The following is a 26,681-nucleotide window of genomic DNA, read 5'->3' on the forward strand; positions in this document are numbered from 1 at the left end:
GCTTTTGTATCATAATTGCAGACGTTAAGATATTGCTTGGCCTAGATATGCTTCCTTAATTTCATCGTCTAGTAGTAGATCTTTCGAACTGCCTTCTTTGACTACTTCTCCGTTAGATATTACATAACCTCTATCAGCAGCCTTTAAGGAAGCGATTACATTTTGTTCTACTAAAAGGACTGTCGTTCCTAATGTTTTATTTAATTCTGTAACCAATTCCAAAACTTCCTTTCCAATAATAGGAGCTAAACCTAATGTCGGTTCATCCAGTAGTAATACTTGCGGATTAGCCATTACCCCGCGAGCAATTGCCAACATTTGTTGTTGGCCTCCAGATAATGTTCCAGCTAATTGTTTCTGTCTTTCTTGAAGAATAGGAAACAATTCAAATACTTGTATAATCTGTTCTTCTAATTTTTTCTTACCTGATTTTCTATAGTGGTGGTATGCCCCTAAGTAAAGATTATCCAAGACAGTTAGTGTTCCAAAAATTTGGCGATGCTCTGGTACATGAATGATTTTTTCCCTAACAATCTTTTCTGGCTCTTTACGTGTTATCTCTAAGTGTTTAAAATAAACATTACCTGATATCGGCTTCAACAATCCAGAAATCGTTTGTAACAATGTCGTTTTACCAGCACCGTTAGCACCCAGTAAAGCAACAATTTCTCCTTTTCTTACTTCTATCGATACACCTTTAAGTGCACGTATCGGTCCATAGCTTACAGATAAATTATTAATACTAAGTTGAACTTCAGCCTGATTTACCATATTGCCCCTCCCATATATATCTGAAAATTATGAAGCTTCTTCAGCTGTTTCTTCTACCTCCTCTCCTAAATAAGCAGTAATCACTCGCTCATTATTTTGAACTTCCTCAGGTGTCCCTTCTGCAATTTTTTCTCCTTGATCAAGTACAATAATATGGTCACAAATTTTCATTACCATATCCATGTCATGTTCTACTAAAAGTACAGCAATACCTATATCTTTCACTTTTTGAATTAAATCACTCATCTCACGAGTTTCTTTATGATTTAGCCCCGCTGCTATTTCATCTAATAATAAGAGTTTAGGTTCTGAACACAAGGCTCTCGCCAATTCTAAAAGTCGAAGTTTTCCAAGCGAAAGATTTCCTGCTTGTAATTCCATCTCATTCTCTAGCCCAACAAATTTTATATGTTTTATTGCTTGTTCATAGATATCTTTTTCGTCTTTTCTTGACTGAGAAAGTCTTAAAGCAGCTTGAAATATTCCTGATTTTTTTTTAGCATGGTGCCCTACCATTACATTTTCAAGCACCGACATTTGTTTAAAAATTTGCAAATTTTGAAATGTACGTGAGATACCTAAAGGAGCCATACGAAAAGCAGGCAATTGATCAATACGTTCTCCTTCAAATAAAATTTCTCCTTTACTAGGTGGAAAAACGGAAGAGACCATATTTAAAAGGGTACTTTTTCCGGCCCCATTAGGACCAATTAATCCAACAATATTTCCCTTTTCAAAACGAAATGAAATATCATGATTTGCTATAATACCGCCAAATAATTTTGTAACATTGTTAATTACAAGCATATTTATTCTCCCCTCTCTTTAACTTCTCTTAGATCTTTATCAGGAGACGATACGTTTTGAATTAGATTTCTTATTAGAAGAAATAAAATTCTTTAAAAAACTGACAAAACTAGGGAATAATCCACGCGGAAGAAAAATAACCACCATCATCAAGATAAATCCATATAGAACATGTTCAAAATCTGTTGTAATAAATGAAAAAGATTGCCCCAATTCATGCACAGTTACACTAATTGCCGTAATAAGAATCGTACCAAAAACCGCCCCCCAAATACTCGTTGCTCCCCCTAGTACTACCATCGCTAAAAATAAAATAGAAGTATCAAAAGTAAAGGAAGAAGGAGAAATACTATAATTCATATGAGCAAATAGCCAACCAGCAATACCAGCTAATATTGCACTAAATATAAAAATTTGCATTTTATATTTTCCTGTCTCTACTCCCATTGAACTGGCTGCAGTCTCGCTATCATGAATCGATCGTAATGCTCTACCTACACGAGAATGGACAATGTTCATTGAGACAATAATTACTAAGGTAGCAATTCCCCAAACTAAATAATAGTAAGGGACACCTTGAGTTATTTGAAAACCAAACAACTCCGGATTTGGTATACCATATAAACCTTGTGCACCCTGAGTTACTGATTTCCATTCAACGAATATTACGTTGACGATCATTCCCAAAGCCAATGTAGCCATTGCTAAATAATAGCCGCTTAGCTTTGCCATTGTATAACCCATAATGAGGGCCAATAGAGCAGAAACTAAAATAGAAAAGATTAAACCTAGCCAGGGACTAAATCCAAAGGACGTAGTTAGTATAGCCGTTGTATATGCTCCAACACCATAAAAAGCTGCTTGTCCTAGCGAGATAAGTCCCGCATAACCCATTAGTAACCCTAAACCTATCGCTGCAATGGTATATATACCTGCAAAAGTACCTTGAGTTACATAATAGGAACCATTGATAATTAAAGGAAAGAATAGCATTATTACAATGAAACTGGCTACTCCCCACCAATTTGTTTTTTTTACACCTCTCACTTATAAACCTCCTTTCCCCACGCTTTTTTCACCAAGTAAACCACTAGGACGAATGAAGAGAATTAGGAGTACAAATCCAAATGCGATAGCATCTTTAAATCCTGAACTAACGTAACCTGCTCCTAATGATTCAATGAGTCCTAGAATCAATCCTCCAAGAACTGCTCCTGGAGCGCTTCCTAATCCACCCAGAATTGCTACCGAAAGCCCCTTAACTCCTAACATAAGGCCAGTGTCATAAGCTGGAAACATTATAGGGGCAATAGCCATCCCTGCCAAAGCACCTAAACCTGCACTTAAAACAAAGGAGAACGATGACATCTTTTTAGGACTTATGCCCATTAATCTAGCAGCATTGGGATTTGCAGAAGACGCTTGAAAGCCTTTCCCTATAATTGTCTTATCAATTAATATATATAAACCAAAAACTATCAAAACCATAAGCAGAATAACCCAAATAGATTGTGGTGTTATCGCAGCACCAGCTATATTAATTGGATCATTTGCTGTAAATGGTTCCACTCTTACCGAATCTTTTCCCCATATCATACTAGCAATCCCCCGTATAAACAAAGAAGCACCAAGGGTTAGAATAATTAAACTAATAGGATTAGCTCCTTTAGCCGGTCGAATTAAAGTTAATTCCATCATCCAACCTACAATAATTATCAATACTAACGTAAATAGAATAGCGAACCAATATGGAATATTGAAGTTTAGGAAAGTAAACATTAACATACCGCCAAGCATAACAAATTCACCCTGAGCAAGATTAATTACTTTTGTCACGCTATATATTGTAACTAACCCTAGAGCAACAATTGCGTATATACTCCCAATCGTTATACCAGTAACTAAAAATTGAAGTAAATCTCCCATCAGTAACCTCCCGATCCCTAAAATTAACGAAATATTTTACTATTAAAACCAAACAAAATTTTTAAATAATATTTAATATTGCGAAAAATATTGACGGAAATATCCTGTGAATATCAGATTTTACGTATTGTTTCACCTCCAATCGCTACTCCCTAAGGGCATTACACAAAAAAGTATAACAATAAAATTACGCAATACGATAATTAATTATATACTATATAACTATCTTCCTATTATCAATATGGCAGCATGAATATTTTTTAATATTTTTAAATTTAAAATATTTCTCGAAAGCTAAAGAACCTGCACTCTCTATTCGAGTACAGGTTCTTTAGTTCTATCACGACCAAACCTAATTATAATCGCTGTCATCTTATAGAATTTTTTTATATGAAATATTTTATACCAAAACTGCCCGGTCACTTTCAAATTGACTACCACTTTTCTTCTGGAATTCATTCATTAAATCCTTAATGGTAAGATTATCTTTTTCTTCTTGGAAGACATTAAGAATAATTTCTCCTTTATCCATCATAAACAACCTATCTCCTAAATCTAATGCCTGTTGCATATTATGTGTAACCATGAGTGTGGTAAGATTATATTTATTTACTACATCGCGAGTAATATCAATAATCAATTCAGCGCGTGATGGATCCAATGCTGCCGTATGTTCATCCAGTAATAAAATATCTGGCTCTGTAAAAGTAGCCATCAGTAAAGAAAGCGCCTGACGTTCTCCCCCAGAAAGCAGGCCTACCTTTGCGCTCAAACGATTTTCAAGTCCTAAATTCAGCGTTTCTAAATACTCTTTAAAAATGATTCTTCGCTTTTTCGTTACCCCGGGTTTTAATTTTCTTTTTTTGTTCCTTGCATATGCCATTGCTAAATTTTCTTCTATCGTCATAGAGGGAGCCGTTCCAGCCATTGGATCTTGAAACACCCTGCCTATGAATTTGGAACGATTATATTCAGGTAAGTCTACAACTTCTTTGTCGTTTATGATGACATTGCCTACATCTGGAATCAAATTTCCTGAAATAATATTCATTAACGTAGATTTACCCGCGCCATTACTTCCAATAACCGTTACAAATTCTCCTTTTTGCAATTCAAAATTGATCGATTGTAACGCCTTCTTTTCATCGGGGGTATTTTCATTAAACGTAATCGATATATCTTGTAACTGAAGCATTTTAAGCCTCCCCTGCTTTCCGCTGCATTAATTCGGAACGTTTTCTTATTTTACGTTTTTTCTCTTTACGTGCATTTATCATTCTTGGAGCAACCAATGCTGTTATTACAAGTATCGCTGTAATGAGTTTCATATCACCAGTATCTAAGAAATCTACACGGAGCGCCATGGTCACAAAAATACGATAAATAATCGCCCCGCCGATAACAGCAAACGTTGCTCTAACAATCGTCTTTGTACCAAATAGCGACTCTCCAATAATAACAGAGGCCAAACCAATAATAATCATTCCTATTCCCATATTCACATCAGCAAAACCGCCATATTGGGCAATCAGTCCTCCTGAAAAGGCTACAAGGGCATTCGACACCCCCATACCTGTAATGATCAGGAAATCCGTATTAGCCGATAGACTTCGAATCATTATTTTATTATTACCTGTTGCCCTTAATGCTAGGCCAACTTCTGTTTTCAAATAATAATCAATTAAAAACTTGATGAAAAGTATAACTAAAATCATAACAAGAACAATAGCCCATGTTGATGGTAAACTTTTCAACTGTGTAAATAGAGTAGATTCATTTAACATTGATGCTGTTGGTTGCCCTAATATTCGTAGATTAATGGAATAGAGCGCAGTCATCATAATAATCCCCGCTAATAAAGCGTTAATTTTTCCTTTTGTATGCAGAAAACCTGTCAAACATCCTGCTATGAAACCAGCAGCACCAGCCATAATAGATGCGATAATCGGAGGAACTCCATTTATTATTGCAATAGCTCCAACAGCCGCACCGGTAACAAAACTTCCATCAACTGTTAAATCCGGGAAATCTAGAATACGAAAGGACAAATAGACGCCAAGCGCCATGATGGCATAAATTATTCCCGATTCAAAAGCTCCAAATAATGATATAAGCATGACTAACCTCCTTTTGTAGGACTACTTTTAATGAAACGTTGATGGCTTTAAAATTAAAATTCTTCCCATTCCTTATTCCGTTTCAATAAATTCTGTCTCTTCGTTCCAAGAGTCGTCCCATTCAACACCTTGTTCTTCAGCCGCTTGCTTATTGATAAATAATTGAATTTCAGGAGGATCCTCGATTGGGATATCATTTACGGCTTTTTTTCCTTCTAATATTTCCGCAGCCATTTCGCCCGCTCGATAACCAATCGTGTGGTAGTCAATACCATAGGTCATAAATGCACCCTTCTCCAAAGATTCAGGCTCTCCAACCATTAAAGGTATACCTTGTTCATTGGCAACACCTATAACGCTATCAATGGCAGATACAACTGTATTATCTGTTAAAATATAGAGAACATCTGCTTCCCCGCTTAATGTTGTTACAGCTTGTTGTACCTCTGATGAATTACCTACTGTCCGCTCGGCTAAACTCAAGCTTGTACCTTCCATCGCTTGCTCTACCGCTTCTACTTGTTTAACGGAATTTTGTTCTCCAGAATTATAGACTGTGCCCACAACAGCATCTGGGAAATTAGTATCGATAAACTCTACTGTTTTTTTAATTGCATCCGGATGAAGGTCAAGTACACCAGTAATATTATCACCAGCTTCTACTAATCCTGCCTCCTCCGCATCTGTTACAGATGTGAAAACAATTGGAATATCATTTGTTGCCTGTAGCGCCCCAAGTGCACTCGGCGTTGAATTTGCAAAAATCAAATCAACGTCATCAGAAACAAAACCATCAGAAATAGGTTTTACATTATTTTGATCATTTTGCGCGCTTTGAAAATCATATTCAACATCTAATCCCAAATCTTCCAAAGCATCCTTGAACCCCTCATATGCTTGATCTAATGATGGATGTTCAACAATTTGTGTAGCACCTATTCGATATCCTTCTGTGGCAGATTCTTCCGAAGAAGCATTCTCCGACCCACACGCCGCTAACACACTTAAAACAGTGAAAGCGACCACCATTCGAAACCATTTTTTCATTTTATTCACTCCTTTTCGATTTGTTAGATAAATATTACTAAAACTATTCATTTTTTTCAAATAATTCTTATGATTTCCTTGTTAATTATACCATCTTCAACATCAGTTTTTCAGGATTCTCGATCAGGTCCGCAAATTGGTTTGTAAATCTTACAGCACTTGAACCATCAGCAACTCGATGATCGAAAGCCATGGATATCGACATGATACGACGTATGACTACTTCATCTTTTTCAGTAACCACTGGCATTTTCTTTGTTTTATGAAAGGCGATAATTGCTGTTTCCGGATAATTTATAATTGGTGTAGCTCCTGTACTTCCAAGCGGTCCAACATTACTTACAGTAAAAGTACTGTTTTTTATATCGGATGGTTTCAACTTATTATTTTGGGCTTTATTTGTAAGGCTTTTCACTTCATCATGAATTGTTTGAATTGATTTTTTATCAGCATCTTGTACAACGGGTACTATTAGTCCTTCAGGTGTATCTGCAGCAATGCCGATATTATAGTACTTTTTTAAAATGATTTTCTCTCTTTCCTCATCTAAAGTTGCGTTGAAGACCGGAAAATCTTTTAAAGTAATGGTGAGTGCCTTAATAAAGAAGGCAACTACGGATACTGAAATATCTTCTTTTTTAAGATTATCATGGAGTTTAAAAAGATTTGTCATGTCTACTTCATCAAAATGAGTAACATGCGGAATCGTAAACAAAGACTTGGTCATCTTTTTAGCAATTTGTTTACGGATACCTTGAAAAGGCACTTCTTCAAAATCTAAATGATTCGTTACTGATGTGGATACATTATCTGTTTTGGGTTGTTTTTCTAAATTCGGCTTCTCATTCTTCTCTATATACATATATACGTCTTCTTCTCTTACTCTGCCAGAAGGATCTGTAGTCCTTACTTTTTCAATATCAATTTGATGGTCACGGGCAATCTTTCTAGTATATGGAGTTGCTAGAACCCGCTCAATAGTAGATACAGATTCTCCATTCCTTTTCTCAGATGGGAGAACGGGAACTGAATTATCTTTATTCTGTTTATTATTTTTAATAGTTTCTACTGCTGAATCAATGTACATTAATGTGGTTCCCACCGAAACCGTTTCACCTGTTTGAACAACAATTTCTTTGATTTTCCCAGTTCCCGGTGAGGGAAGCTCGGCCACCATTTTGTCTGTCTGCACTTCGACAAGCGGCTGATCCTCCATAACCTGATCGCCTTCTCTTACAAGATAACTGATTACTTCCGCTTCTGACATTCCTTCCCCAATATCATGAAGTTTTACTTCTAACAATCCGGATCACCTCCTAAAATTGAACTGCTTTTAGAATAGCTTCTAATACTCTCTTAGGTGTTGGCAAATAGTGTTCCTCCAATGCAAAGTGAGGTACAGGAACATCAAAGCCAGTAACTCGCTCAATTGGAGCTCTTAAATAAAGAAATGAAGTATCATTTATCGTTGAAACAATGTCATTCCCTAGCCCTCCGGTAGAATGGGCTTCATGTACTACAACAGCTCTTCCTGTCTTCTGAACTGACGCAGCAATTATCTGCCTGTCCAAAGGATATAGTGTACGTAAATCGATCACATCACACTGAATTCCTTTTTGTTTAGCCTGCTCTGCTGCTATTTCTGCAATGGAAACCATTGCTCCCCACGCAAAAATAGACATATCGCCCCCTTCTTGCACCCTTACGCCTTTTCCCAGTTCTACCGAATATTTTTCATCTGGCACCTCTCCTCTCATCGACCGGTAAATCCGCATTGGTTCCATAAATAACACAGGGTCTGGATCTTGGATAGCTGAAATCAACATTCCTTTCGCATCGTATGGATTCGATGGGCAAACAACCTTCAATCCTGGCATATGCGTGAAAATTGCTTCAACACTGTCAGAGTGAATCTCCGGTGCACGAATGCCAGCACCATATGGGGCTCTTATTACCATTGGGGCGTTGAATCTGCCCATTGTTTTCATTCGAATACGGGATACATGTGTCATTATTTGATTATAAGCTGGATAAATGAAACCCATAAATTGAATTTCTACAATAGGTTTAAATCCATTTACCGCAAGACCGAGAGCTGTACCAACAATCCCAGACTCAGCAAGTGGGGTGTCTACTACCCGTTCCTCACCAAATTGCTCTTGAAGTCCTTCTGTCGCCCGGAAAACACCTCCGTTTTTCCCGACATCCTCTCCCATAATAATCGTTGTATCATCTTCCTCTAACATCGTTTTCATTCCATCATTAATAGCTTGAACCATCGTTAAAATTTTGTAACCAGTTCTTTTTTTAGATAAGCTTTGCATTTCAATATCAATAGTCATCTTATACCCCCCTTATATGTTCAAAGTAATTTACTTTTTGTTCCGTTAAGTGTGCAGGCAGTTCTGAATAAACATGATCAAATAAATCTTCTACACTCGAATGTTTATATGCTTCCATCTCCTTCACAGCAGTCTCTAATTCAGTAATGATATCTTTTTGCATAGCAGATACCTTTTCTTCCTGCCAATACCCATAATTCTTCATAAAACGCTCGAGACGAGTAATAGGATCTATGATGTTTTTCCCTTGATTTTCAGGCCGATATTTCGAAGGATCATCAGCAGTTGTATGCGCCCCTTTTCTCCAAGTTACTGCTTCGATAAGCGATGGCCCTTTTCCTTTTCGTGCCCGATCTACTGCCTTCTTTGTTTCAAAATAGACACTGAAGCAATCATTTCCATCGACCCGTTTACTTGGAATATCATAGCCAAGGGCTTTTTGGGCAATGGTTTTCGAATTCATCTGCTTTTCGATTGGAACTGATATGGCATATCCATTATTCTGATTAAAAAATATGGTTGGTGTCTGAAATACACTTGCAAAATTGAGACCTTCATGAAAGTCACCCTCTGATGTTGCCCCATCCCCAAAGTAAGCAATTGCAATATTGGAATTCCCTTTTCTTTTCTCCCCCCATGATGCACCTACCGCATGCGGAATCTGGCTTGCAATTGGCACTGCCGGGGGAAATATATTTTTACTTTTGGACGGAAGACTTCCTTCTACTCTTCCATTCCAATATAGCAATGTTTCTACCATATCTGCTCCAAATGTTAAAGTTGCGCCATGGTCGCGATAAGTTGGGAAAATCCAGTCATCCTCTTCAAATACAAGTGCACTTCCAACTTGGGATGCTTCTTGACCTTCGAATGGTGCATAAGTGCCTATACGCCCCTGACGCTGTAAATTGATTGCTTTTCTATCAAAGGACCTTATTCTGTGCATATGATAGTATAATTTCCAAACAAGCTCTGTATTAATAGCTTTTTCATATGAATTATCCACAAAGTTCCCCTCATCATCCATTACCTTTTTCACAGGAAATTTGTTTTCCATTTAAGTACCTCCCAACTTTTTTAACGTATATCCCACTTCGGCTTCATTGAACGAGTGTAAAAACTGTTTCTTTTTTGCCTGTCTGATATGATTTGTTCACACATCTGGTTTGCAGCCTTCACCGTAGATATTTGGTTCAATTCCGCCAGCTGATATACTTTTAATAACGTATGATAGATTTCTTTTGTCTTACGCAGTACTCTATTTTTATTAAACCCATATAGCTCATCTGCAACTTGAATAAGTCCGCCAAAATTAATAATATAGTCCGGTGCGTAAAGAATCCCTAGCTCTGCTAACTTGTCGCCATGTTCATCTGCTTGCAGCTGATTATTTGCAGAGCCGGCTACTGCTTTTACCTTTAGCTGCTGAATCGTCTCATCATTGATAACGCCTCCTGCAGCACATGGAACAAATATATCTGCCTCCTGCGAGTAGATATCATTGCTTTCCACTGATTTTACTGAACCAAGTGCTGTTTTTGCTTTCTCCTGAAGAGCTAATATATTATTAGAATCAAGATCAGATACGTATACGTCCGCCCCTTCATTGAGTAAAGATTCTGCTACTTTAAATCCTACTTTTCCTAACCCCTGCACAGCATACGTGACACCTCTAATGTCCTCCGTACCAAAAAGTATTTTATTTGTCGCTTTGATACCGTATATTACGCCCATCGAGGTAGGGTAAGAAGAATCTCCACCTCCTCCGTATTCTTCCGGAATGCCTACAATATTAGACGTTTCTCTTGATGCATGGATAAAGTCATCCATTGTGGTTCCCATGTCTGTGCCAGTATAAAACCTTCCACCAAGCGATTCTATAAACTGGCCGAATGAACGGAATAGTTCGGGCGTTTTGTCTTTCATCGGGTCGCCTATGATTACCGCTTTTCCCCCTCCAAAGTCAACATTAGAAGCTGCACATTTATAAGTCATAGCTTTAGATAAGCGCAATGCATCATCAAGTGCGTCATCGAAGGTTTCATACAGCTTCATTCGGCAACCGCCAAGAGCTGGACCAAGGGTAGTGTCATGGATAGCTATAATTGCCCGCAACCCTGTAGAAGGGTCGCTACAAAATATTACTTGCTCATGTTCTAACATTCTATCCATTATTTCAAAATCATTATTTATTTGGATAGTAGACTCTTTAAAACGCTCCATTTTTCCGCCTCCTAAAAATTTTGAGTAAACAATTTTATTAAACCACGGAATCCATTTACTACTAAAAATCATCGCAAAACAACAAATGTATTCGCTTACATTTTGTTATTGCGGGTTATTTCAAACTGAACAATGTAAACAGTAGACAGTCAACCATCTACTGCAGTACTTTCCATAAATATGAAATCAGGTAGAAACTTTTTCAAGCTAAACAAAACAGTAACTGGTGTGGGTTTTCTATTAATGATTTAAGATGATTTGTAAAAGCTACAGCGTTCCCTCCATCAGTTACACGATGATCAAAACTTAAGCTAATTTTCATAATTGAACGGATTACTATCTCATCATCTTCGTTCACCACGGGTATCTTTTTCATTTTATGAAACGTCATAAACCCGGTTTCTGGATAATTAATCATTGTATTCGAGCTCGTACTCCCGACTTGTTCTAGATTACTTATTGTAAAGGTACTACCTTGCATTTCATTTGGCTGTAATGTATTTTCCAAAGCTTTTTTTCTCAATTCTTTCATTTCTGCATCAATTTCCTTTAAAGACTTTTCCACTACATTTTTTAATACTGCAACAGTTGTTCCGTTATCTGAGTCATTTTTCAAGCCGATATTAATCTTTTTTATAAGTTTAATTCTATCTCCTTCTTCACCTAAATGAGCATTGAATATTGGGTAATCTTTCAATGCTATACCAAGTGCTTTTATTAAATATGCAGTTATGGATGCGCTTACATTTGAGGTCATTTCTTGTTGAAACCTTAATAAATTCGTTACATCAATTTCTTCAAAATGAGATACGAGCGGTATAGTATATCTGGAAGCTGTAATCTGTTTGTATTTTTCTCTTAAGGGGAGAACTTCTTTTTGGCTATCTGAATCAATCTTCGTTTTATTCACATCTGTTTGTAGACTGTTGCTTATAGCGTCCAGCGCAGGAGTCTTATCTACTCTTTTATTTTTAGAATAATAGTACACGTCTTCTCGTGTAATCCGTCCAGAAACCCCAGTTCCTATCACTAAAGTAAGGTCCACATTCTCTTTTCTTGCAATCTTTCGTACTGATGGAGCAGCTTTGATCCGTTGGGGCCCTTTTGCTTTTAATTGTTCATCTATTATTAAAATGGCAGTACCTACTGGAAAGGTTCTATCTTTTTGAATCAGAATTTCTCTCACCACACCTTGAACAGGCGCTGTTATCTCCACAGGCATCTTTTCTGTTTGTACAACAGCAATCCGTTGATTTGCATCAACAAAATCACCCTCTTTAATAAAGTAAGACTGTATAACTCCTTCTGACATTCCTTCCCCAGTATCATGAAGTTTCACTTCAACCAATATAATCAGCCTCCCAGACTAGAACACTATATAAGTTATTAATGGAAAACGAAGACTATCCTAAGTAAATTTATCAAGGGGTATATAGAATATATTCATTTGATTCTTTCATATGTCAAAACTGCTTCCAATTAAGTAAGATTGGTGCTTACACTTACCTTTTTTAGATTTTCTTTAATGAGTTCTTTAGGTAAAATCGTTTGTTTGACTTCTCCAATTCCAATTAAGCCGTATTTATTACTCAACTTTACTTCTGTAATCAACTCCCTCTTACTTACCTCCGTGACAACAGCTTTTACTTCGATTGTTGTCCCCAAACCGGATGGAGCGATATGTTTAATGGTTACAGCAGACCCCATCCCTTCTTCATCATCCTCTAAATATGGGACAAGCAGCTGCCTTGATATCCATTCCATGTGATAAACCATTGAAACAGTTGAATAAGCTGGATGAATTACATCCCCTTCGAATTGCGCAAACATATTTTTGGTTACTTCTACTGAAAATGAGGTGGAATTACCAACTTTTAACCCATCCTTCATCTATATTTTCTCCTTTCCATCATAAATTCGGATTTAGTTTCTACAACAACACACCTTTTGAATATTTTGATAATAATTCATTTACATTATATTCTGCATATTGTTGACTGTCAACCATGTATTAAAATAAAAATCTGTATTCTTCTTTGGATTTAGAATTAATATGTCTCATCACTCCTCCTAACGCTCTCTTTATATGACGGCTTATAATTCGCAGCAATCGTTCTTCGTCTCCTTCTATAAGTGCCATATAAATCCGTTCATGCTCTTCAATAAAAGCAGGATAAAACTCCCCGCCCACCATACTTTTACGCATATAATGTATTTTCGACTTTATTGTTTCTAGGAGTTCGATAAGCTGTTTATTTTTTGAAGCTTCAATAATAATGGTATGAAACTGTTGATCAAGTTGTCCTAATTTTCGAGAATCTTTTTCTACTTCTTTTGTTTCTTTTAGATTCTCAGCTAATTGATTTTTTATATCTTCCGAAAAGTTTCTTAAAGCAAGACGGGCAGCTAAAGTTTCCAGACTTTCACGGCACTGGAAAATATCCACAATATCCTGGACAGTAGGTTGATAAACCCGAACTAATCCATTATTATATATCAATAATCCATCCTGGATAAGCATACGAATAGCTTCCCTAATTGTTCCTCTACTAACCCCCAGCTTTGCTGCAATTTTCGCTTCAATCACCCGTTCATTCGGTTGGAGTTCACCCTCCATGATTGATTCTTTGATTAAATTATACGCTTGCAAATGAAGTGATTCCGTTTTTATAATTCTTCCCATTATCAAATACTCCTTTTTATCTTCTATGATAGCCACTTCTCTTCTAAACGAAAGATGCAAAGCAGTAAAACTGATAAAATGTATAGCACCTTACTTATAGTAGATGTTCAATAAGTAGCATCTAAAGAAAAATTCGTTTCCTTATTATCCTATTGTTATTTCATATCTATCAATGCTTTCTCAATAGTATTTCTCGTCGGTTAACCCACGATTTCACACACATCTGCTTCTTCAATTATTTTTTCCCTTCATCGCACACATTTTATTGTGAAAAATAAGAACTGTTTTTTGTATTGTACACAAAAAATTCTTAAGTTTCAAAAGATAGTTATCACGTTAATCTGAATAGTTATTTAAATCGCAATAGTAAATGCAGCCCCAACGTGGTTCATTTATATAGGGCTTAAATCTAATGTTTTCGCGGAAGTGCATTCAACAAATTTCCGACCACAGTGACGTACTCATTTGTCCCTCTTTCCAATGATGAGTACGGATAGCTCCCCATGCCTCTTTTCAGCTAGTTTTATCTAATTATACCAAAATACGATTCACAAAGATGCTCAACAATAATCTCCTAACCTTAATTTCTACTTTTCCTTGTTCCGTGTGAAAACATTACCTATAATAGAAAGAACTGCTAATAATAACATTTAATAAGGTGGTCAACATACACATGACAAGCAAGGCAGCAATCATTTTATTTGGACTTATTCTATTAGCAAGCTGTAAACCATCAGATAAGTATGCTGGCGATTGGTATGCTCTTTCTGATACAGGGGAGCAGGCAATGATTCACTTTTCAAAAGAAAAAACGATGACCTTCACTGATGAGAGCGGCAATGAAGAAACATTTGAAATCAATCAGAATGTTGCTGGCATTATGAATTCTACCAGATACTATAGAGTTGTCGTTGATGGATCAAATTATTATGTCATTTTTGAGGATAAAGATGACGAAAAGAATGCACACCTTGTAAAACAAACCAACATTGCAGATGATTTTGAAGATATGGCAGGAGAAGTTGTCTATACCATGAACCGTGATGACTATCCTGCTGAATTTGGATTGTGAATTAAAGCCTCTTAGGGATTATATCTTCCCAAGAGGCTTTTTGATTAGATTGCCTATAGACGTGTAAAAATCAAATAGACTGCTAAAGCAATGTCATCCTTATTCCTACAAAAATCCGCTCGGAACAGAAGTTAAATCAATACCCCAAACTAACGGAACAAAATAATAGACACCTAGAATAATAATAACTGTCGCTACAATATTCACCCAGAATCCCGTTTTAATCATCTCGATAATTTTCAGCTTCCCAGTACCGAAAATAATGGCATTGGGCGGCGTTCCAACCGGCAGCATAAAGGCACAGTTTGCTGCCATCGCACATGGGATCATCAAGGCAAATGGATGGATGTTTAAAGCAACTGCCAATGCTCCAACTACCGGTAAAATCATGGTTGCTGTTGCCGTATTGGACGTAAGCTCGGTTAAAGCCATAATCAGCAAAGTAGATGCTGCAATAATAATAAGTAAATGTAAACCATCTAAAACGGTTAGCTGCTGCCCCAGCCAGTCAGATAGACCTGTCTGCGTAAAGCCTGCTGCAATCGCCAGTCCGCCTCCAAACAGTAAGAGTACGCCCCAAGGAATATCACGGGAATCTTTCCAGGACAGGATACGTGCTTCTTGCTTAGCTGGAATAGCAAATAATAATATGGCAGCAATTACCGCAATCATTCCATCAGATATTCCTGGAATATTAATAATTCCGCCTGTCCATAAGAAATCTCTGGTAATCCACATAAAAGCGGCAAAGAAAAACACAACGGCAACCATTTTCTCTTCATGTCCTGTCTTGCCCAGTTTCCTTCTTTCATTTTGAATCAATTCTTTTCCGCCCGGGAGCTGCTTAATACTCGTTTTAAATGCAATCTTCCCTAAATATAGCCAGGTTAAGACAGTCATAAGAATCACAACCGGGAAGGCAAATAACATCCAAGTTGCAAAAGAAAGACTTACACCGAATAATTCATTAAGCTGTCCTGCCAAGATAATATTCGGAGGTGTTCCAATTAATGTTCCAAGACCGCCGATGGTTCCAGCGTATCCAATACCAAATATAAGTGATTTTTCAAACTTTGGTAATTCTTTTTCCTCTGGAGTTCCTTTTAAAACACTTGCTACCTGAACAGTAATCGCAAGTCCCATTGGAACCATCATCATAACCGCTGCTGTATTGGAAACCCACATGGACAGGAATCCTGTTGCCGCCATAAACCCAAGTAAAATCCGCTGTATACTTGTTCCAATTACCGAAATAATGAAGAGAGCAATACGTTTATGTAGATTCCATTTTTCCATTGCTGTAGCAATAAAAAATCCGCCTAAAAATAGAAAAATAATATCATTCCCATAAGCAGAAGCCACATCTCCGCCTTCCATTGCTCCTGTAATTGGTAAAAGTATCAGCGGCAAGAGCGAAGTAGCCGGAATAGGCAATGCTTCTGTAATCCACCATGTCGCAATCCACAGTGTAGACGCAAGGACAGCTTTTCCTTCAAATGATAATCCTTCTGGCTGAAAAAACAGCATCGTTAGAACAAACAATAACGGTCCCAAAATCAAACCAACAATTTGCGCCTTGGAATAAGGTACTTTTTCCGGATCTTTCCCTGCTTTTCCAGACTGTTTCTGACCTTTTTTATTTCCCACAAAAGCTTCCTTATGATTATTTGTATCATTGGCTTTTTCAGCAACATTTTTATGAATGGCAAAAATATTTAATAAATTCTTTGTGCGCTTATGTTGCTTCCAAAGCTCGTGCCATGCTAACGTCACATTGTTCATCGATCATACTCCTTTCCCCTTGAAAACGCTTACCGATAATATTCATTCTTATTTTCATTTATTTTGTTTTGTTTGTATAGTTTTTTTAACTAAATGAAACTAAAATTGACTAAGATTGTTTCTTCCTGCTTGGGAGAGTTTATACTGTTGTAATGGGCGTCCGAAGCTATGATAAACCACATTTTTTTCAATAAGCTGCTTTTCTTCAAAAAAACGCAAATATTTACGTAAAGAAACATGTGAAATTTTTGCATGGGAGCTTAAATCTGCCGCAGACAGCCAATCCTCATGCTCTTTCATCACATTTAAGATATGACGGCAAGTTTCTCTCGTAATTCCTTTTGGCAAGTCCTCAGGTATTATAATAGGCTGTTCATGCGGGTGAAATAAACGATCCACTGCAGCTTGGTGCACCTTCCCCTCTGTCACTCTCACTGTTTCTTTATACCCTAGAAGCGACGCTTGAAAACGTTCAAAAGTAAATGGCTTCAAAAGATAGTCGATTACACCATAGCGATAGCCCGTCTTCAATGATTGCCGGTCATTGGCAGATGTGATTAAAATAACATCCACATTAATTTCTTCTGCCCGGATTTGTTTTAATAAATCCAGGCCATTTTGATGCTGTAAATACACATCAAGTAAAATCAAATCAACATTAGGCTGCTGGGCCAGCTCGAAACCTTCCTCGACCGTTTCCGCACTTCCTGCGCAGCAAAATCCATCTATTTTTTCGATATACTTCTGATGAAATTTAGAAATAAGCGGTTCGTCTTCAATAATGGCTATATGTATCATGTGTTTTATTCCCCTCTTCATCACTCATTTGGCATCTTCACTTGTAACCTGGTGCCTGCACCGATTTCCGATTGAATATCATATCTACCATTTCCTGCTTTTATCGCATTCATCATAATTGTCATTCCATATCCACGGTTTAAACCTTTTGTCGAAAAACCTTTCTCTAATAAAGAAGGTAGTTCTTTCACGTCAAAGCCCATTCCATTGTCGCGAATTTCATAAAATAGCTGTCCGTCAACAACATCAAAAATAAGTGTTATCTTTTTTTCTTCCTGGCCAATCATTGCCTCCACTGCATTTTCTAAGCTGTTTCCAATAATCGTAATCCAGCGGTCCACAACAATTGGATCAGCAAGGCTTGGCCACTGATTTTCCCCTCGGATATCAACATCGATTTGAAGCTGTTCCAAACGTTCTAATTTTGTCAATAAATACCCAGCAATAGCTGCATCCTCCATATGCGCGGAAATGACTCCTGTTTCTCGCTGATAAATCCTCGAAAGGCTGTCCACATATTCTGCAAGCTCCTCATAGGATTCCGTTTGAACCATTGCCCCTATAATATGTAGTTTATTCATAAACTCGTGTGTCTGCATCCGTAACGTGTGTGCATAGGACTCTACCCCGGATAATTTTTTCATCATAGCGTCCAATTCATTTCGATCCCGAAAAGTGATAAGTGCGCCAACATCATTTTTATTGACCTTAAAAGAAACACTATTTGTAATCATTTCCAAATTAGCAAAGCGAATAGATTGATTATATACTGCCTTTTCACCATTTAATAACTCCTCTGCTGACAGTTCAGGCCAAACATCTATTATTCTCTTACCGATAATCTCTCCATGATAGCCTGCACGATTCAGCTTAATCTCTGCTGATGGATTAGCAATTATAATTTTGTAGTCTGCATCGATTGCAATAACCCCTTCACTAACACTATCAAGCATTGCTTCCCGTTCTTCCATCATATATGCAATCTCTTGAGGCTCTAAATCAAACAGGGTTTTCTTCAATCGTCTTGCTAAAAAATAAGATCCAACTAAACCAAGGAAAAGGCTTAAAACTGTCCCCAAAACGGTTACCTTCACACTATTCCATACCGCTTTATGAATCACCTCTGTGGAAATCCCTACAGAAACTGCCCCAATCTGAATTCCATCTTGATTATAAACCGGTTCAAAAGCACGCATCGACGGACCCAACGTACCAACAGCCTCAGAAGTGTACCGTTTTCCTTCAAATACATCATCAACATCCCCGCCAACAAAATGCTCTCCAATTCGCTCAGCTACAGGATGCATCAGGCGAATTCCTTCCATATTCATCAACACAATATATTGTAAATCATTATCCTCACGAATCTCTGCAGCAATTGCACGAAGATTTTCATCAGCCTCTCCTTTTTCAAGTGCCTCCCCAACAATAGGCATACGAGCAAAATGACTTGCACTTAAAATCGCCTTATCAGCGAGCGTTTTCTTTGTTTCCGCTGCTTGATTATATCCAATCAGCAGGCCTGTAACAAGTAATGTTAAGCAGATTAAGCCGCTCGTGAACAACATCATTTGAAACATGAAAGGCAAGTCCTTTTTTCGCATGTCGGCTAATCCCCCCTCTTGATCATATTTCCTGCTATCACCGTTATGGCATTATTATCAGTCCATGTTACAAATACCATTGCAGCAAAAAAGTAACAATATATTACCGTCTATGATAAATGCTCAACTGTAAAATAGAAAAAAGAAAATAACAAAATGAAGCGGGTAAAATATTATTGCACTGTTAGATTTAAATCTAAAAAGTGAATCATCGTATAATATTTCCATTTTCATCTCGAAATGGCTTTATCCTACCATTTTGTTCAAAATTAAGACTATCAAACCGGTATTTGCAATACAGGATAACTAATTGCTCCGGCAAGACAAATATCATCGTATAAAATATTCCCATACATAGAATAGCTATAAAGATAGAATCCAATGAAAGACCATCAAAATTTCTTCCTATATATTGTATAATATATAATGCTCCTAAACCTCCAAATACTCCTAATGATACAAATGAATTCTTTTCAAAATAGCCTCTTAATTCATCCTTCTTTGAACCCTTTCTATATTGGCCTTTTTTCAATAAAATATTAAATCGCACACAGGTTCCAATAAATACAAATATCCCTAATAACAATGTAATAAAGGTGAACATTAGTAACGATCCTTCTGATGCATTACTTTTTCCTACAATATATAGTGTAAATAAATACGCGGTTATACCAAATAAATTTTGAGACACGATAATAATCATTAAGTATTGAAGTTTTTCATTTCTTTTATACACTGCCGGTATAGCATAGATAATGGATAAAAAAATAATTATGATCTCCACAATTAAATGAATATAAAATATTTGTTCTTTATAAGGATGGCTCGAATTCCACATTAATGCTGCATGGGCTAAGAAAAATGTTAAAATTTCAAGAGGAATTGCAAATAATAACATTACTCCATTCAATTTTGGACTCTGTCTTCCAGACTCTAGAGGGCCCCTTAATACTTGAAAGTCTTTTTCCTCTAACTTACTTAATAGCATGTTTACTCTCCTTCTCAAATAGCCAAACCAACCTTTTACTTTTTCAAACCCTTTTTTTTGACTCCGCTCTCTTTGTGCTATGATAGATAGCTTCTGGATGCCCCCGCAGAGTTGCAACCTCTTGTAACTCCCGGCAATGTCTTCTTATTAACTAACTTGTATCTTATTTGAAATTTTATCGAAACTTCAACCATAAAACCCATCTTTTTTAAATTTTATCTTTGTAGTTCCCTCTACCACTGTTGCGGCATTAGCTATAAAAACAAAACCAAACATCATACTAGAGCAAATTAACAATATTAAATTCCCATATTCCATAAATGCTAGAAAACTAAATATACCAATAAATAGTAAAAACAGATACGACATTAAACAGCCCATACAAGACTTAAACGTGTTTGGTCTGATCCAAATACGTTTCTCTGCAGATTTATTAAGCTGCAATTTATCTTTAAGTTTTTGTTTATTTTGATTACTTAAATAAGAACGTAATATAAACAGTAATAGTATTGCGGTTATATTAAGAAAAAAGTTAATTAAAGGCGGAGTTCCTAATTCTAAATAAATCGACAATGGTGTTAATAGGCTGCCTGCAGATACACTTGCTAATCCAATTATCAATGGGCTACGTTTTTCGGTAGACTCATCTTGAAAAATTCGTATCTTCTCATTAAATTCTTTTTCATCCACTCTATAAACGGTATTAGGCAGCAACCATGTTAAGAAAGGGAATAATATTTTCCATATCGACTGGCTCATATCTAATATATAAGTTTGTCCTTCTATTGATAAAATTCTATATCTAGTATTTTTATATATTTTTTGTACTTTACATTGCATTGAACTCACCAAACCATATATTTTATTCTTTAAGCTTAACTCCTTAGCCTACATAACTGCATCACCAGCTATCATTTTCGCATCATAAACGATTCGTAAATTTGGTACGGGAGCACTGGTTATATCTTCAATATTATTAATTGCAGACCAGACCTCCAAAAAACTTCCGCAAAGATTGTTGTAATTATTCTATATCTATTTTGCTATCCATTATATTATATTTAAATAGACATGATATCCAATTGGTAACATATTTACATCTTCTTTAATACTTTTAGTTGTGTGGATTTGAATATACACTCTATATTTTTTCTTTAAATTTAACTTTCGTAGTTCCTTCTAGCACTGCAATTATATTAATCATTACCAAAAAAACAAAAAACACTGTTGAACAAATTAACATTGATAGATTCCCTGATTCTATAAATACTAGGGAACTAACTATACCGCCAATCAATGAAAATAAATAAGCTCCCAGACAAACAAAACCCGACTTAATTGTATTTGGCCTTATCCAAATTGATTTTGTTGATGCTTTATCTAAGGTTATATTCTTATAAAACTTTTTCTTATTTTGGCTACTTAAATAGAGACGGAGACTAATTAATAATATAATTACACTTAGACTCAGACAGAAACTAGTCAATGATGAAAGTCCTGATTCAAAATAGTAGGACAAAGAAGCCAATAAACTTCCTGTAGATACACTTGCCAATCCTATTATCAATGTACCTCTATTATTTTTTTCCTTTGATTGTTGCATCCCCTCCGTTGACTGTTTCGAAAATGTATTTATTTTCTCTTCGATATCTCTTTCATCTATTTTATAAATAGTGTTCGGTAACAACCATATTAAAAATGGAATAAATATCTTCCAAATTGATGGGCTTATATCCATGATATAAGTATCCCCATCAATTATTAGGAGTCTATATCTTGGATTTTTATATATATACTGTACTTTGCATCTCATTAATTTCACCATCCCCATTTCATCGGGTTAAGTGTGTTATTTAATGTAGTCATAACTCCTTGACCTGCTTTTTTAAAAGTATCTTTACCAAAGTTCCATGCACTCTCCCCGATATTGCTCAAAACTTTACCAGCTTTATCTAGTCCACTTTGGAATCCAAATTTATTGTTATCATACATATAATTAAACGTCCAAGTAGCCGCTGTACCTACTGCAAAACCTGCAAGTGCACCCCATCCCACTGGATTAGATAATGCTAATGCCCCTGCTGCTGCTTTTCCTGCAGCGCCAAACAGCGCACTACTTCCTAGTCCTGTTATCAAGCTCGCTCCATTATGTGCTACAGCTTCTCCTACAGTTTTACCATTTTTCTTATCTTCAAAAAATCCAGCAACCGAACTGACAGCTAAAAATGTACCACCTAAAGCTTTACTAGCCCAACCTACTGCTTTTCCTGTTTTAGTTATGAAATTTGATGCTACTGTTCCAACTTTCCCGGTAAACTGAATAACATGCCCTGCCATATTAAATGGTTTAAATATTGTATCAAAAATTTTAAAACCTGATCTATAAGAACTTAAGGCTTGTCCTGTACCTTCCATTAGTTTGGACATTTCTCTGAATGTTTTTCCAAGTCCTTCTAGCTCATAACCAAAACTTTTCCAGCAGTTGCTGTACCATTAACTGATACATCAATACCAAATTTTTCTTTATTATCATATAAATATTGAAAAATATTATCAGATATTTCTACTTCACTATTTTCTTCCTTAGCTTTTCGAGCTAGGGAAACAACTTCAAAATATTCCGTACGGTCAATGTCACCATTGATTAGAGAATCAAAAGCCCCATTTAAGATTTTTTGTTCCGTCTCATTCAAGTCTTGTATTATCTGATCCTTCGATTGTTCAATCTCACTCAAAGTTACATGTTCAATATTGTCACCATTTTTCCCTCGACTTACCTATATCACTATTAAACGGATTTAGTGCAGCCAATTGCTCCCCCCTGCACCTTGAAAGTCTGTAAAACGCGCTTGCCCTTCCACAGCCCCTGCATTATTCAGTGCAGATTCAAGATGCTGTTAAATAATCATTTAATAATATTTATCTAATAATTCTAATCATTATATTTTATTCTTTAAACTTTACTGCGGTCTTTCCTACCATTGCTGTTGTAGAATTAGTAATAGATAAAGCTAAGAAAAAACTACTGCCCACACTAGCGAAAGTACATTACCATACATAATAAACATTATAAATGCTGCAAGAAAAAACATTAAAAGAATAAAATAACAACCAAATGTAGTCAAAATATTTTTAAATGATTGCGGTCTGATCCAAAGTCGCTTTGTCTTCGTTATATTGGAAAGGAAGTTATAAAACTTCTTTTTATTTCTAATAGCTGAAATAAAATCGCACAAAAATAGCTAATGCCATCGCTATTCCTGCAATAATACTATTCACAAATATGGTACTTGGAATATCAAAATAATCATTGAAAGCACGAATCATATTTGCAAAAACAATCCCTATGCCAGCTGCTGCAATTATACCTATTCCACCTTTTGTTTGCGCCTTTTTTTGGCCTGCACTAATTTGTTAGCTTCCTCTTCATCTACTTTATAAACTGTATTAGGAGTAATCCATGTTAAAAACGGAAAGAATAATCCCCATATTGATTGACTTAAATCCAAGATATACGCTTCTCCTCCAACCTTTAAAACTCGGAATCTTGTATTTTTATATACTCGTTGTACTTTACATTGCATGACTATCCCCATTCCCAATTCATTGGATTAATTGCATCTAAGCTATTTTGTAAGCCAAGGAAATTATTATCATAGCAAAGTTAAAAATCTAAGTAAGATGACTATATAACTCGCTATTCTCAACCGACAACCCAGCTTCTTCATATACTTTATGCATTTGCAATTTTAAGTCAGGTATATTATCGGGTCTTCCCTATTCATAGAATCTCTTATTCCTTCCTGCAGAAGCTCAAAGTAAAGTAACTTGGCATTCCTTAATTTCCAAAAAAGTGTTCGCTCTAAAATTAGCAAAAAGTGTCCATTCTTATCTAGCAAAAATGGTCTATTATAGTTTAGCAATTACAGTTTTCTCTCACTCTAAATCTATTATTTTTTCTCTAAAACCTCTTAGTACTCTTTTTCGATCCAGAGGCTTCATAAAAATGATAATAAAGACTGCTCCTACAAATATACAACCAATAACCAAAGGCCTTATCTCGCCTGTGACAAAAAAATTATGAAAAAGATAATTCCTATTGGCAATGAAGCAATAGAACTGTAAAATTCAATACGAAACTGCTTCATTCCTTTGATGGCATATTTTTTCAAATTATATTTATCTAAAATTATCTCTTGTTTTGTTTCTGTAAGATAATAAGAGCGATAAAATTTTTTAGAGACATAATAAGTTATCCCTAATCCAATAATAATTAGAATAATGTTTGGCAATGTACTCTGATATTCTTGATAAATACTATCAAGAAACTTTGAACCATATATAATAGCTAACATAACTAGGAAAAATACCGCAAAGGATTTATTTCTGTGCTGAAACTTATAAAAATGGTTATTTTCTTGATCATAAAATAACGTGTAACGTTCCTGTTCTCTATATAGTGGTATTAATTTATATTCCATAATTTCCTCCCTACATATTTCACCCAAAAATCGTACCTAACCCATCAGATATCCCTGATACCGCATCGCCTATGAAATTTTTTGCTCCTTCAAATATTTCCTCTTTATTATCATAAACCTTGTCGAATGCCCAACTACCAACAGTACCAATTCCTGCTCCAATAAATATCCCAATAGGACCTCCAATCGATGTACAATTAGGTAAAAATATCGTGATGAAGCCGGGACAGGTTTCGTTGGTAGTGGCAATCTAATGTCAGAAGATAGGAAAATGCATAATCTTCAAAAGCGATTACGTTACCTAGAAGAGGAAAATGTCATTAAAAAAGACTATGGGCATCTTCGCAAAAAACTGAAGTAATCTAGATTTCACTGAAAATAACGACACGAATTTCGTGTAGTGAAGATGTATCAAGTATTATGTGTTACAAAAAGCGGTTATTACTATTGGCGTAAAGGCCCTAAAAGAGAACAAAAGAAAAAGAAAAAAGTGCTTACTCGAGAAATAAAACATGTTTCTGTTGAATCAAAAGGAAGATATGGTAGCCTGTTTTAACGTCAAATATTTATGTACTTCCGTATTTCAGTCATCCTTTAAACTTGTTTGAAGGTTGAGTGGATTATAAAGACAGATTCCATATCTATGAAAATCTGCCTTCCAAAAGTATGTGTATTAATCTTCCGCACGTTTTATCTTATAAAACTTGCTACCTTTTTCTTCTTCATCAAACTGTTCAAGATTATATTTATCCATTAGTTTATCCCGATAGTCAAAGAAATCCTGATATTTCTCTTGCATATCTTCATTATATTGATTAACATCACTTTCTGAAATATCTCCACCTTCATAATAAATTATAACAGCGTTTAGTCCTTCTTTCGCAAATTGTTCCGCTTCTATCTCTAGATCATTCAATTTCTTGACTTTTCCGTTTTCTGGTTCTACTGCTTGTAGTCTCTTGATAACTTCATCAGCAACAGGGATCATTTCATCCTTAATTAGAGCAATGGCTTCTTCATACTGCTGGTGTTCTTCTAACTCATTCAAGTGAAAGGGAAGGTCACGCAATTCTTTTTCCTTCATATCATTAATAGGTATCCATTCTTCATTATAATACTGAATAATCTCGTCTGCCACTTCATCTTTATTGCTACAGGAAACAAGTAAAAATAAAGCAAAAATAACCAGTATTATACTGATAATTTTCTTCATAATCTTCTCCTTTCTATTAACGCTTGCCAGCTGTTACATTGTAGACAACTTGTTATCATATTTGTTTTGCTGCATTTGACAGCGGGTCATACCATCCCCATATATTTGATTGTTAACTTATAGCTTGACATTCCTTTCTTTTTCGACATTTTCTTATTTGGAGGGCTAAACTGCCTTTTTTTCGTCTTTAAATTTCACAGTAGTATGACCTTCATCAACCGTAACACGATTGGCAATAAATAAAACGAAGAAAAAACCTGATGCAATAATTAATACCATGATATTCCCCGTCTGAATATACATCAAAAATCCAAATAGTATAAATCCTAAAATAAAAATATAAGCCGTAAAAAACTTAATAACTAGCTTCGTTGAGCTTGGTTGAATCCATAACTTATTCCGTGGAAGTGCTTCAAGTTCAACAACATTATTCAATGCCTTTTTTCGTCTATGACTGATAGAAAAATACAAAAAAGCCACGGATGCTAACGCAAGTATAAGAAGTACAATGTTGACCACTGGTGAACTTGGAATTTCGAAATAATCCATTAATGGTGTTAAAAGGATGCCGATTGCATAGGCAAATCCCCCTAAAGATATTACCGATGAACTGCCCACCTTTTCCTTTTTTGTCGTCTTCAATTGTTCAACAATGGACTGGTCTTCAATTTTAAATATTTGACTAGGTACCAGCCAAAAGAGAAATGGAAATATAATCTTCCATAATGATCTCTCCATATCCAGGATGTATTGTTCGCCGTCAATAATTAGAATTCGATACCGCATATTTTTAGCTAAATGTCGTACTTCACAATTCATTAAATAAA

Annotated in this window: 27 protein-coding genes and 2 pseudogenes; 2 read left to right on the forward strand and 27 right to left on the reverse strand. The window is 35.9% G+C overall.

Going from position 1 to position 26,681, the window contains the following annotated elements; genetic code table 11:
• Positions 1-24 precede the first annotated feature (24 nt).
• The 14 genes from KI343_RS10920 to KI343_RS10985 form a co-directional block, all read right to left on the reverse strand.
• Complete coding sequence (locus KI343_RS10920; RefSeq protein WP_212926458.1) at positions 25-771, reverse strand: ABC transporter ATP-binding protein; 747 nt, start codon at positions 769-771, stop codon at positions 25-27.
• Positions 772-798: 27 nt separating this feature from the next.
• Positions 799-1,578 carry an ABC transporter ATP-binding protein gene (locus tag KI343_RS10925; RefSeq protein WP_212926459.1) on the reverse strand — a complete coding sequence of 260 codons (780 nt, stop codon included), beginning with the start codon at positions 1,576-1,578 and terminating at the stop codon, positions 799-801.
• Between the two features lie 39 nt (positions 1,579-1,617).
• Entirely contained in the window at positions 1,618-2,625 is a 1,008-nt protein-coding gene (locus KI343_RS10930) for a branched-chain amino acid ABC transporter permease (protein WP_244856886.1), read from the reverse strand.
• Positions 2,626-3,504, reverse strand: a complete 879-nt coding sequence (locus tag KI343_RS10935) for a branched-chain amino acid ABC transporter permease (RefSeq protein ID WP_212926460.1) — start codon at positions 3,502-3,504, stop codon at positions 2,626-2,628. It lies immediately after the preceding gene.
• Between the two features lie 400 nt (positions 3,505-3,904).
• Positions 3,905-4,699, reverse strand: coding sequence for an ABC transporter ATP-binding protein (locus tag KI343_RS10940; protein ID WP_212926461.1), 795 nt, complete (start codon positions 4,697-4,699; stop codon positions 3,905-3,907).
• 1 nt (position 4,700) lies between these two features.
• Positions 4,701-5,621 (reverse strand): ABC transporter permease, encoded by a 921-nt coding sequence (locus KI343_RS10945; protein ID WP_212926462.1) that lies wholly within the window; start codon positions 5,619-5,621, stop codon positions 4,701-4,703.
• Positions 5,622-5,693: 72 nt separating this feature from the next.
• Positions 5,694-6,668 (reverse strand): ABC transporter substrate-binding protein, encoded by a 975-nt coding sequence (locus tag KI343_RS10950; RefSeq protein ID WP_212926463.1) that lies wholly within the window; start codon positions 6,666-6,668, stop codon positions 5,694-5,696.
• 85 nt (positions 6,669-6,753) lie between these two features.
• Positions 6,754-7,971 (reverse strand): dihydrolipoamide acetyltransferase family protein, encoded by a 1,218-nt coding sequence (locus KI343_RS10955; RefSeq protein ID WP_212926464.1) that lies wholly within the window; start codon positions 7,969-7,971, stop codon positions 6,754-6,756.
• Between the two features lie 13 nt (positions 7,972-7,984).
• Positions 7,985-9,010, reverse strand: a complete 1,026-nt coding sequence (locus tag KI343_RS10960; protein ID WP_244856887.1) for an alpha-ketoacid dehydrogenase subunit beta — start codon at positions 9,008-9,010, stop codon at positions 7,985-7,987.
• Between the two features lies 1 nt (position 9,011).
• Positions 9,012-10,067: a pyruvate dehydrogenase (acetyl-transferring) E1 component subunit alpha gene (gene pdhA, locus KI343_RS10965; protein ID WP_212926465.1), complete on the reverse strand. Its 1,056-nt coding sequence runs from the start codon at positions 10,065-10,067 to the stop codon at positions 9,012-9,014.
• A gap of 20 nt (positions 10,068-10,087) precedes the next feature.
• A complete protein-coding gene (locus KI343_RS10970; RefSeq protein WP_212926466.1) occupies positions 10,088-11,233 on the reverse strand; it encodes a Leu/Phe/Val dehydrogenase in 1,146 nt (381 codons plus the stop codon).
• 202 nt (positions 11,234-11,435) lie between these two features.
• Complete coding sequence (locus KI343_RS10975) at positions 11,436-12,572, reverse strand: dihydrolipoamide acetyltransferase family protein (protein WP_244856891.1); 1,137 nt, start codon at positions 12,570-12,572, stop codon at positions 11,436-11,438.
• A 140-nt stretch (positions 12,573-12,712) separates the two neighbouring features.
• Positions 12,713-13,123, reverse strand: coding sequence for a thioesterase family protein (locus KI343_RS10980; protein WP_212926468.1), 411 nt, complete (start codon positions 13,121-13,123; stop codon positions 12,713-12,715).
• A gap of 121 nt (positions 13,124-13,244) precedes the next feature.
• Positions 13,245-13,916, reverse strand: coding sequence for a GntR family transcriptional regulator (locus KI343_RS10985; RefSeq protein WP_212926469.1), 672 nt, complete (start codon positions 13,914-13,916; stop codon positions 13,245-13,247).
• 673 nt (positions 13,917-14,589) lie between these two features.
• On the opposite strand from KI343_RS10985, the gene KI343_RS10990 reads away from it, so the two are divergent.
• Positions 14,590-14,988: a hypothetical protein gene (locus KI343_RS10990; protein ID WP_212926470.1), complete on the forward strand. Its 399-nt coding sequence runs from the start codon at positions 14,590-14,592 to the stop codon at positions 14,986-14,988.
• Between the two features lie 105 nt (positions 14,989-15,093).
• Here the strand turns inward: KI343_RS10990 and KI343_RS10995 are convergent, their stop codons facing one another.
• The 11 genes and pseudogenes from KI343_RS10995 to KI343_RS11050 all read right to left on the reverse strand — a co-directional run bounded on the left by KI343_RS10995 (position 15,094) and on the right by KI343_RS11050 (position 24,641).
• The gene (locus KI343_RS10995) at positions 15,094-16,770 is read right to left on the reverse strand and encodes an SLC13 family permease (RefSeq protein ID WP_212926471.1); all 1,677 of its coding nucleotides are present in this window, start codon (positions 16,768-16,770) and stop codon (positions 15,094-15,096) included.
• Positions 16,771-16,869: 99 nt separating this feature from the next.
• Complete coding sequence (locus KI343_RS11000; RefSeq protein WP_212926472.1) at positions 16,870-17,568, reverse strand: response regulator; 699 nt, start codon at positions 17,566-17,568, stop codon at positions 16,870-16,872.
• A gap of 20 nt (positions 17,569-17,588) precedes the next feature.
• The gene (locus tag KI343_RS11005) at positions 17,589-19,172 is read right to left on the reverse strand and encodes an ATP-binding protein (protein WP_212926473.1); all 1,584 of its coding nucleotides are present in this window, start codon (positions 19,170-19,172) and stop codon (positions 17,589-17,591) included.
• A 208-nt stretch (positions 19,173-19,380) separates the two neighbouring features.
• Complete coding sequence (locus KI343_RS11010) at positions 19,381-20,160, reverse strand: hypothetical protein (RefSeq protein WP_212926474.1); 780 nt, start codon at positions 20,158-20,160, stop codon at positions 19,381-19,383.
• Between the two features lie 186 nt (positions 20,161-20,346).
• Positions 20,347-21,000, reverse strand: coding sequence for a DUF443 family protein (locus KI343_RS11015; protein WP_212926475.1), 654 nt, complete (start codon positions 20,998-21,000; stop codon positions 20,347-20,349).
• A gap of 301 nt (positions 21,001-21,301) precedes the next feature.
• The gene (locus KI343_RS11020) at positions 21,302-21,991 is read right to left on the reverse strand and encodes a DUF443 family protein (protein WP_306432568.1); all 690 of its coding nucleotides are present in this window, start codon (positions 21,989-21,991) and stop codon (positions 21,302-21,304) included.
• Positions 21,979-22,587, reverse strand: coding sequence for a hypothetical protein (locus KI343_RS11025; RefSeq protein WP_212926477.1), 609 nt, complete (start codon positions 22,585-22,587; stop codon positions 21,979-21,981). The genes KI343_RS11020 and KI343_RS11025 overlap by 13 nt, the downstream gene beginning before the upstream one ends.
• Positions 22,588-22,613: 26 nt before the next feature.
• Positions 22,614-22,895: a hypothetical protein gene (locus KI343_RS11030; protein ID WP_212926478.1), complete on the reverse strand. Its 282-nt coding sequence runs from the start codon at positions 22,893-22,895 to the stop codon at positions 22,614-22,616.
• 276 nt (positions 22,896-23,171) lie between these two features.
• A complete protein-coding gene (locus KI343_RS20600; RefSeq protein WP_212926479.1) occupies positions 23,172-23,396 on the reverse strand; it encodes a DUF443 family protein in 225 nt (74 codons plus the stop codon).
• A pseudogene (locus KI343_RS20605) lies at positions 23,371-23,756 on the reverse strand (DUF443 family protein). Before KI343_RS20605 ends, KI343_RS20600 begins: the two are co-directional and overlap by 26 nt.
• Positions 23,757-24,215: 459 nt before the next feature.
• Entirely contained in the window at positions 24,216-24,641 is a 426-nt protein-coding gene (locus KI343_RS11050; RefSeq protein WP_212926481.1) for a hypothetical protein, read from the reverse strand.
• A 205-nt stretch (positions 24,642-24,846) separates the two neighbouring features.
• Between KI343_RS11050 and KI343_RS20705 the strand changes: the two are divergent.
• Positions 24,847-25,188: pseudogene (locus KI343_RS20705) on the forward strand (IS3 family transposase); the annotation flags it as partial.
• Between the two features lie 126 nt (positions 25,189-25,314).
• On the opposite strand, the gene KI343_RS11055 reads toward KI343_RS20705, so the two are convergent.
• Positions 25,315-25,854, reverse strand: a complete 540-nt coding sequence (locus tag KI343_RS11055) for a hypothetical protein (RefSeq protein ID WP_212926482.1) — start codon at positions 25,852-25,854, stop codon at positions 25,315-25,317.
• 165 nt (positions 25,855-26,019) lie between these two features.
• Positions 26,020-26,673: a DUF443 domain-containing protein gene (locus KI343_RS11060; protein ID WP_212926483.1), complete on the reverse strand. Its 654-nt coding sequence runs from the start codon at positions 26,671-26,673 to the stop codon at positions 26,020-26,022.
• Positions 26,674-26,681 lie beyond the last annotated feature (8 nt).

The organism is Oceanobacillus sp. J11TS1, from assembly GCF_018333215.1.
Taxonomy (GTDB): Bacteria; Bacillota; Bacilli; order Bacillales; family Amphibacillaceae; genus Oceanobacillus.

Excerpts from the sequence above, each read along its gene's own strand:
- KI343_RS10920 (WP_212926458.1), bottom strand. The coding sequence starts at position 771 with ATGGTAAATCAGGCTGAAGTTCAACTTAGTATTAATAATTTATCTGTA.
- KI343_RS10925 (WP_212926459.1), bottom strand. The coding sequence starts at position 1,578 with ATGCTTGTAATTAACAATGTTACAAAATTATTTGGCGGTATTATAGCA.
- KI343_RS10935 (WP_212926460.1), bottom strand. The coding sequence starts at position 3,504 with ATGGGAGATTTACTTCAATTTTTAGTTACTGGTATAACGATTGGGAGT.
- KI343_RS10940 (WP_212926461.1), bottom strand. The coding sequence starts at position 4,699 with ATGCTTCAGTTACAAGATATATCGATTACGTTTAATGAAAATACCCCC.
- KI343_RS10945 (WP_212926462.1), bottom strand. The coding sequence starts at position 5,621 with ATGCTTATATCATTATTTGGAGCTTTTGAATCGGGAATAATTTATGCC.
- KI343_RS10950 (WP_212926463.1), bottom strand. The coding sequence starts at position 6,668 with ATGAAAAAATGGTTTCGAATGGTGGTCGCTTTCACTGTTTTAAGTGTG.
- KI343_RS10960 (WP_244856887.1), bottom strand. The coding sequence starts at position 9,010 with ATGACTATTGATATTGAAATGCAAAGCTTATCTAAAAAAAGAACTGGT.
- pdhA (WP_212926465.1), bottom strand. The coding sequence starts at position 10,067 with ATGGAAAACAAATTTCCTGTGAAAAAGGTAATGGATGATGAGGGGAAC.
- KI343_RS10970 (WP_212926466.1), bottom strand. The coding sequence starts at position 11,233 with ATGGAGCGTTTTAAAGAGTCTACTATCCAAATAAATAATGATTTTGAA.
- KI343_RS10980 (WP_212926468.1), bottom strand. The coding sequence starts at position 13,123 with ATGAAGGATGGGTTAAAAGTTGGTAATTCCACCTCATTTTCAGTAGAA.
- KI343_RS10985 (WP_212926469.1), bottom strand. The coding sequence starts at position 13,916 with ATGGGAAGAATTATAAAAACGGAATCACTTCATTTGCAAGCGTATAAT.
- KI343_RS10990 (WP_212926470.1), top strand. The coding sequence starts at position 14,590 with ATGACAAGCAAGGCAGCAATCATTTTATTTGGACTTATTCTATTAGCA.
- KI343_RS10995 (WP_212926471.1), bottom strand. The coding sequence starts at position 16,770 with ATGAACAATGTGACGTTAGCATGGCACGAGCTTTGGAAGCAACATAAG.
- KI343_RS11000 (WP_212926472.1), bottom strand. The coding sequence starts at position 17,568 with ATGATACATATAGCCATTATTGAAGACGAACCGCTTATTTCTAAATTT.
- KI343_RS11005 (WP_212926473.1), bottom strand. The coding sequence starts at position 19,172 with ATGCGAAAAAAGGACTTGCCTTTCATGTTTCAAATGATGTTGTTCACG.
- KI343_RS11010 (WP_212926474.1), bottom strand. The coding sequence starts at position 20,160 with ATGCTATTAAGTAAGTTAGAGGAAAAAGACTTTCAAGTATTAAGGGGC.
- KI343_RS11015 (WP_212926475.1), bottom strand. The coding sequence starts at position 21,000 with ATGCAATGTAAAGTACAAAAAATATATAAAAATACTAGATATAGAATT.
- KI343_RS11020 (WP_306432568.1), bottom strand. The coding sequence starts at position 21,991 with ATGGGGATGGTGAAATTAATGAGATGCAAAGTACAGTATATATATAAA.
- KI343_RS11025 (WP_212926477.1), bottom strand. The coding sequence starts at position 22,587 with ATGTCCAAACTAATGGAAGGTACAGGACAAGCCTTAAGTTCTTATAGA.
- KI343_RS11050 (WP_212926481.1), bottom strand. The coding sequence starts at position 24,641 with ATGGAATATAAATTAATACCACTATATAGAGAACAGGAACGTTACACG.
- KI343_RS11055 (WP_212926482.1), bottom strand. The coding sequence starts at position 25,854 with ATGAAGAAAATTATCAGTATAATACTGGTTATTTTTGCTTTATTTTTA.
- KI343_RS11060 (WP_212926483.1), bottom strand. The coding sequence starts at position 26,673 with ATGAATTGTGAAGTACGACATTTAGCTAAAAATATGCGGTATCGAATT.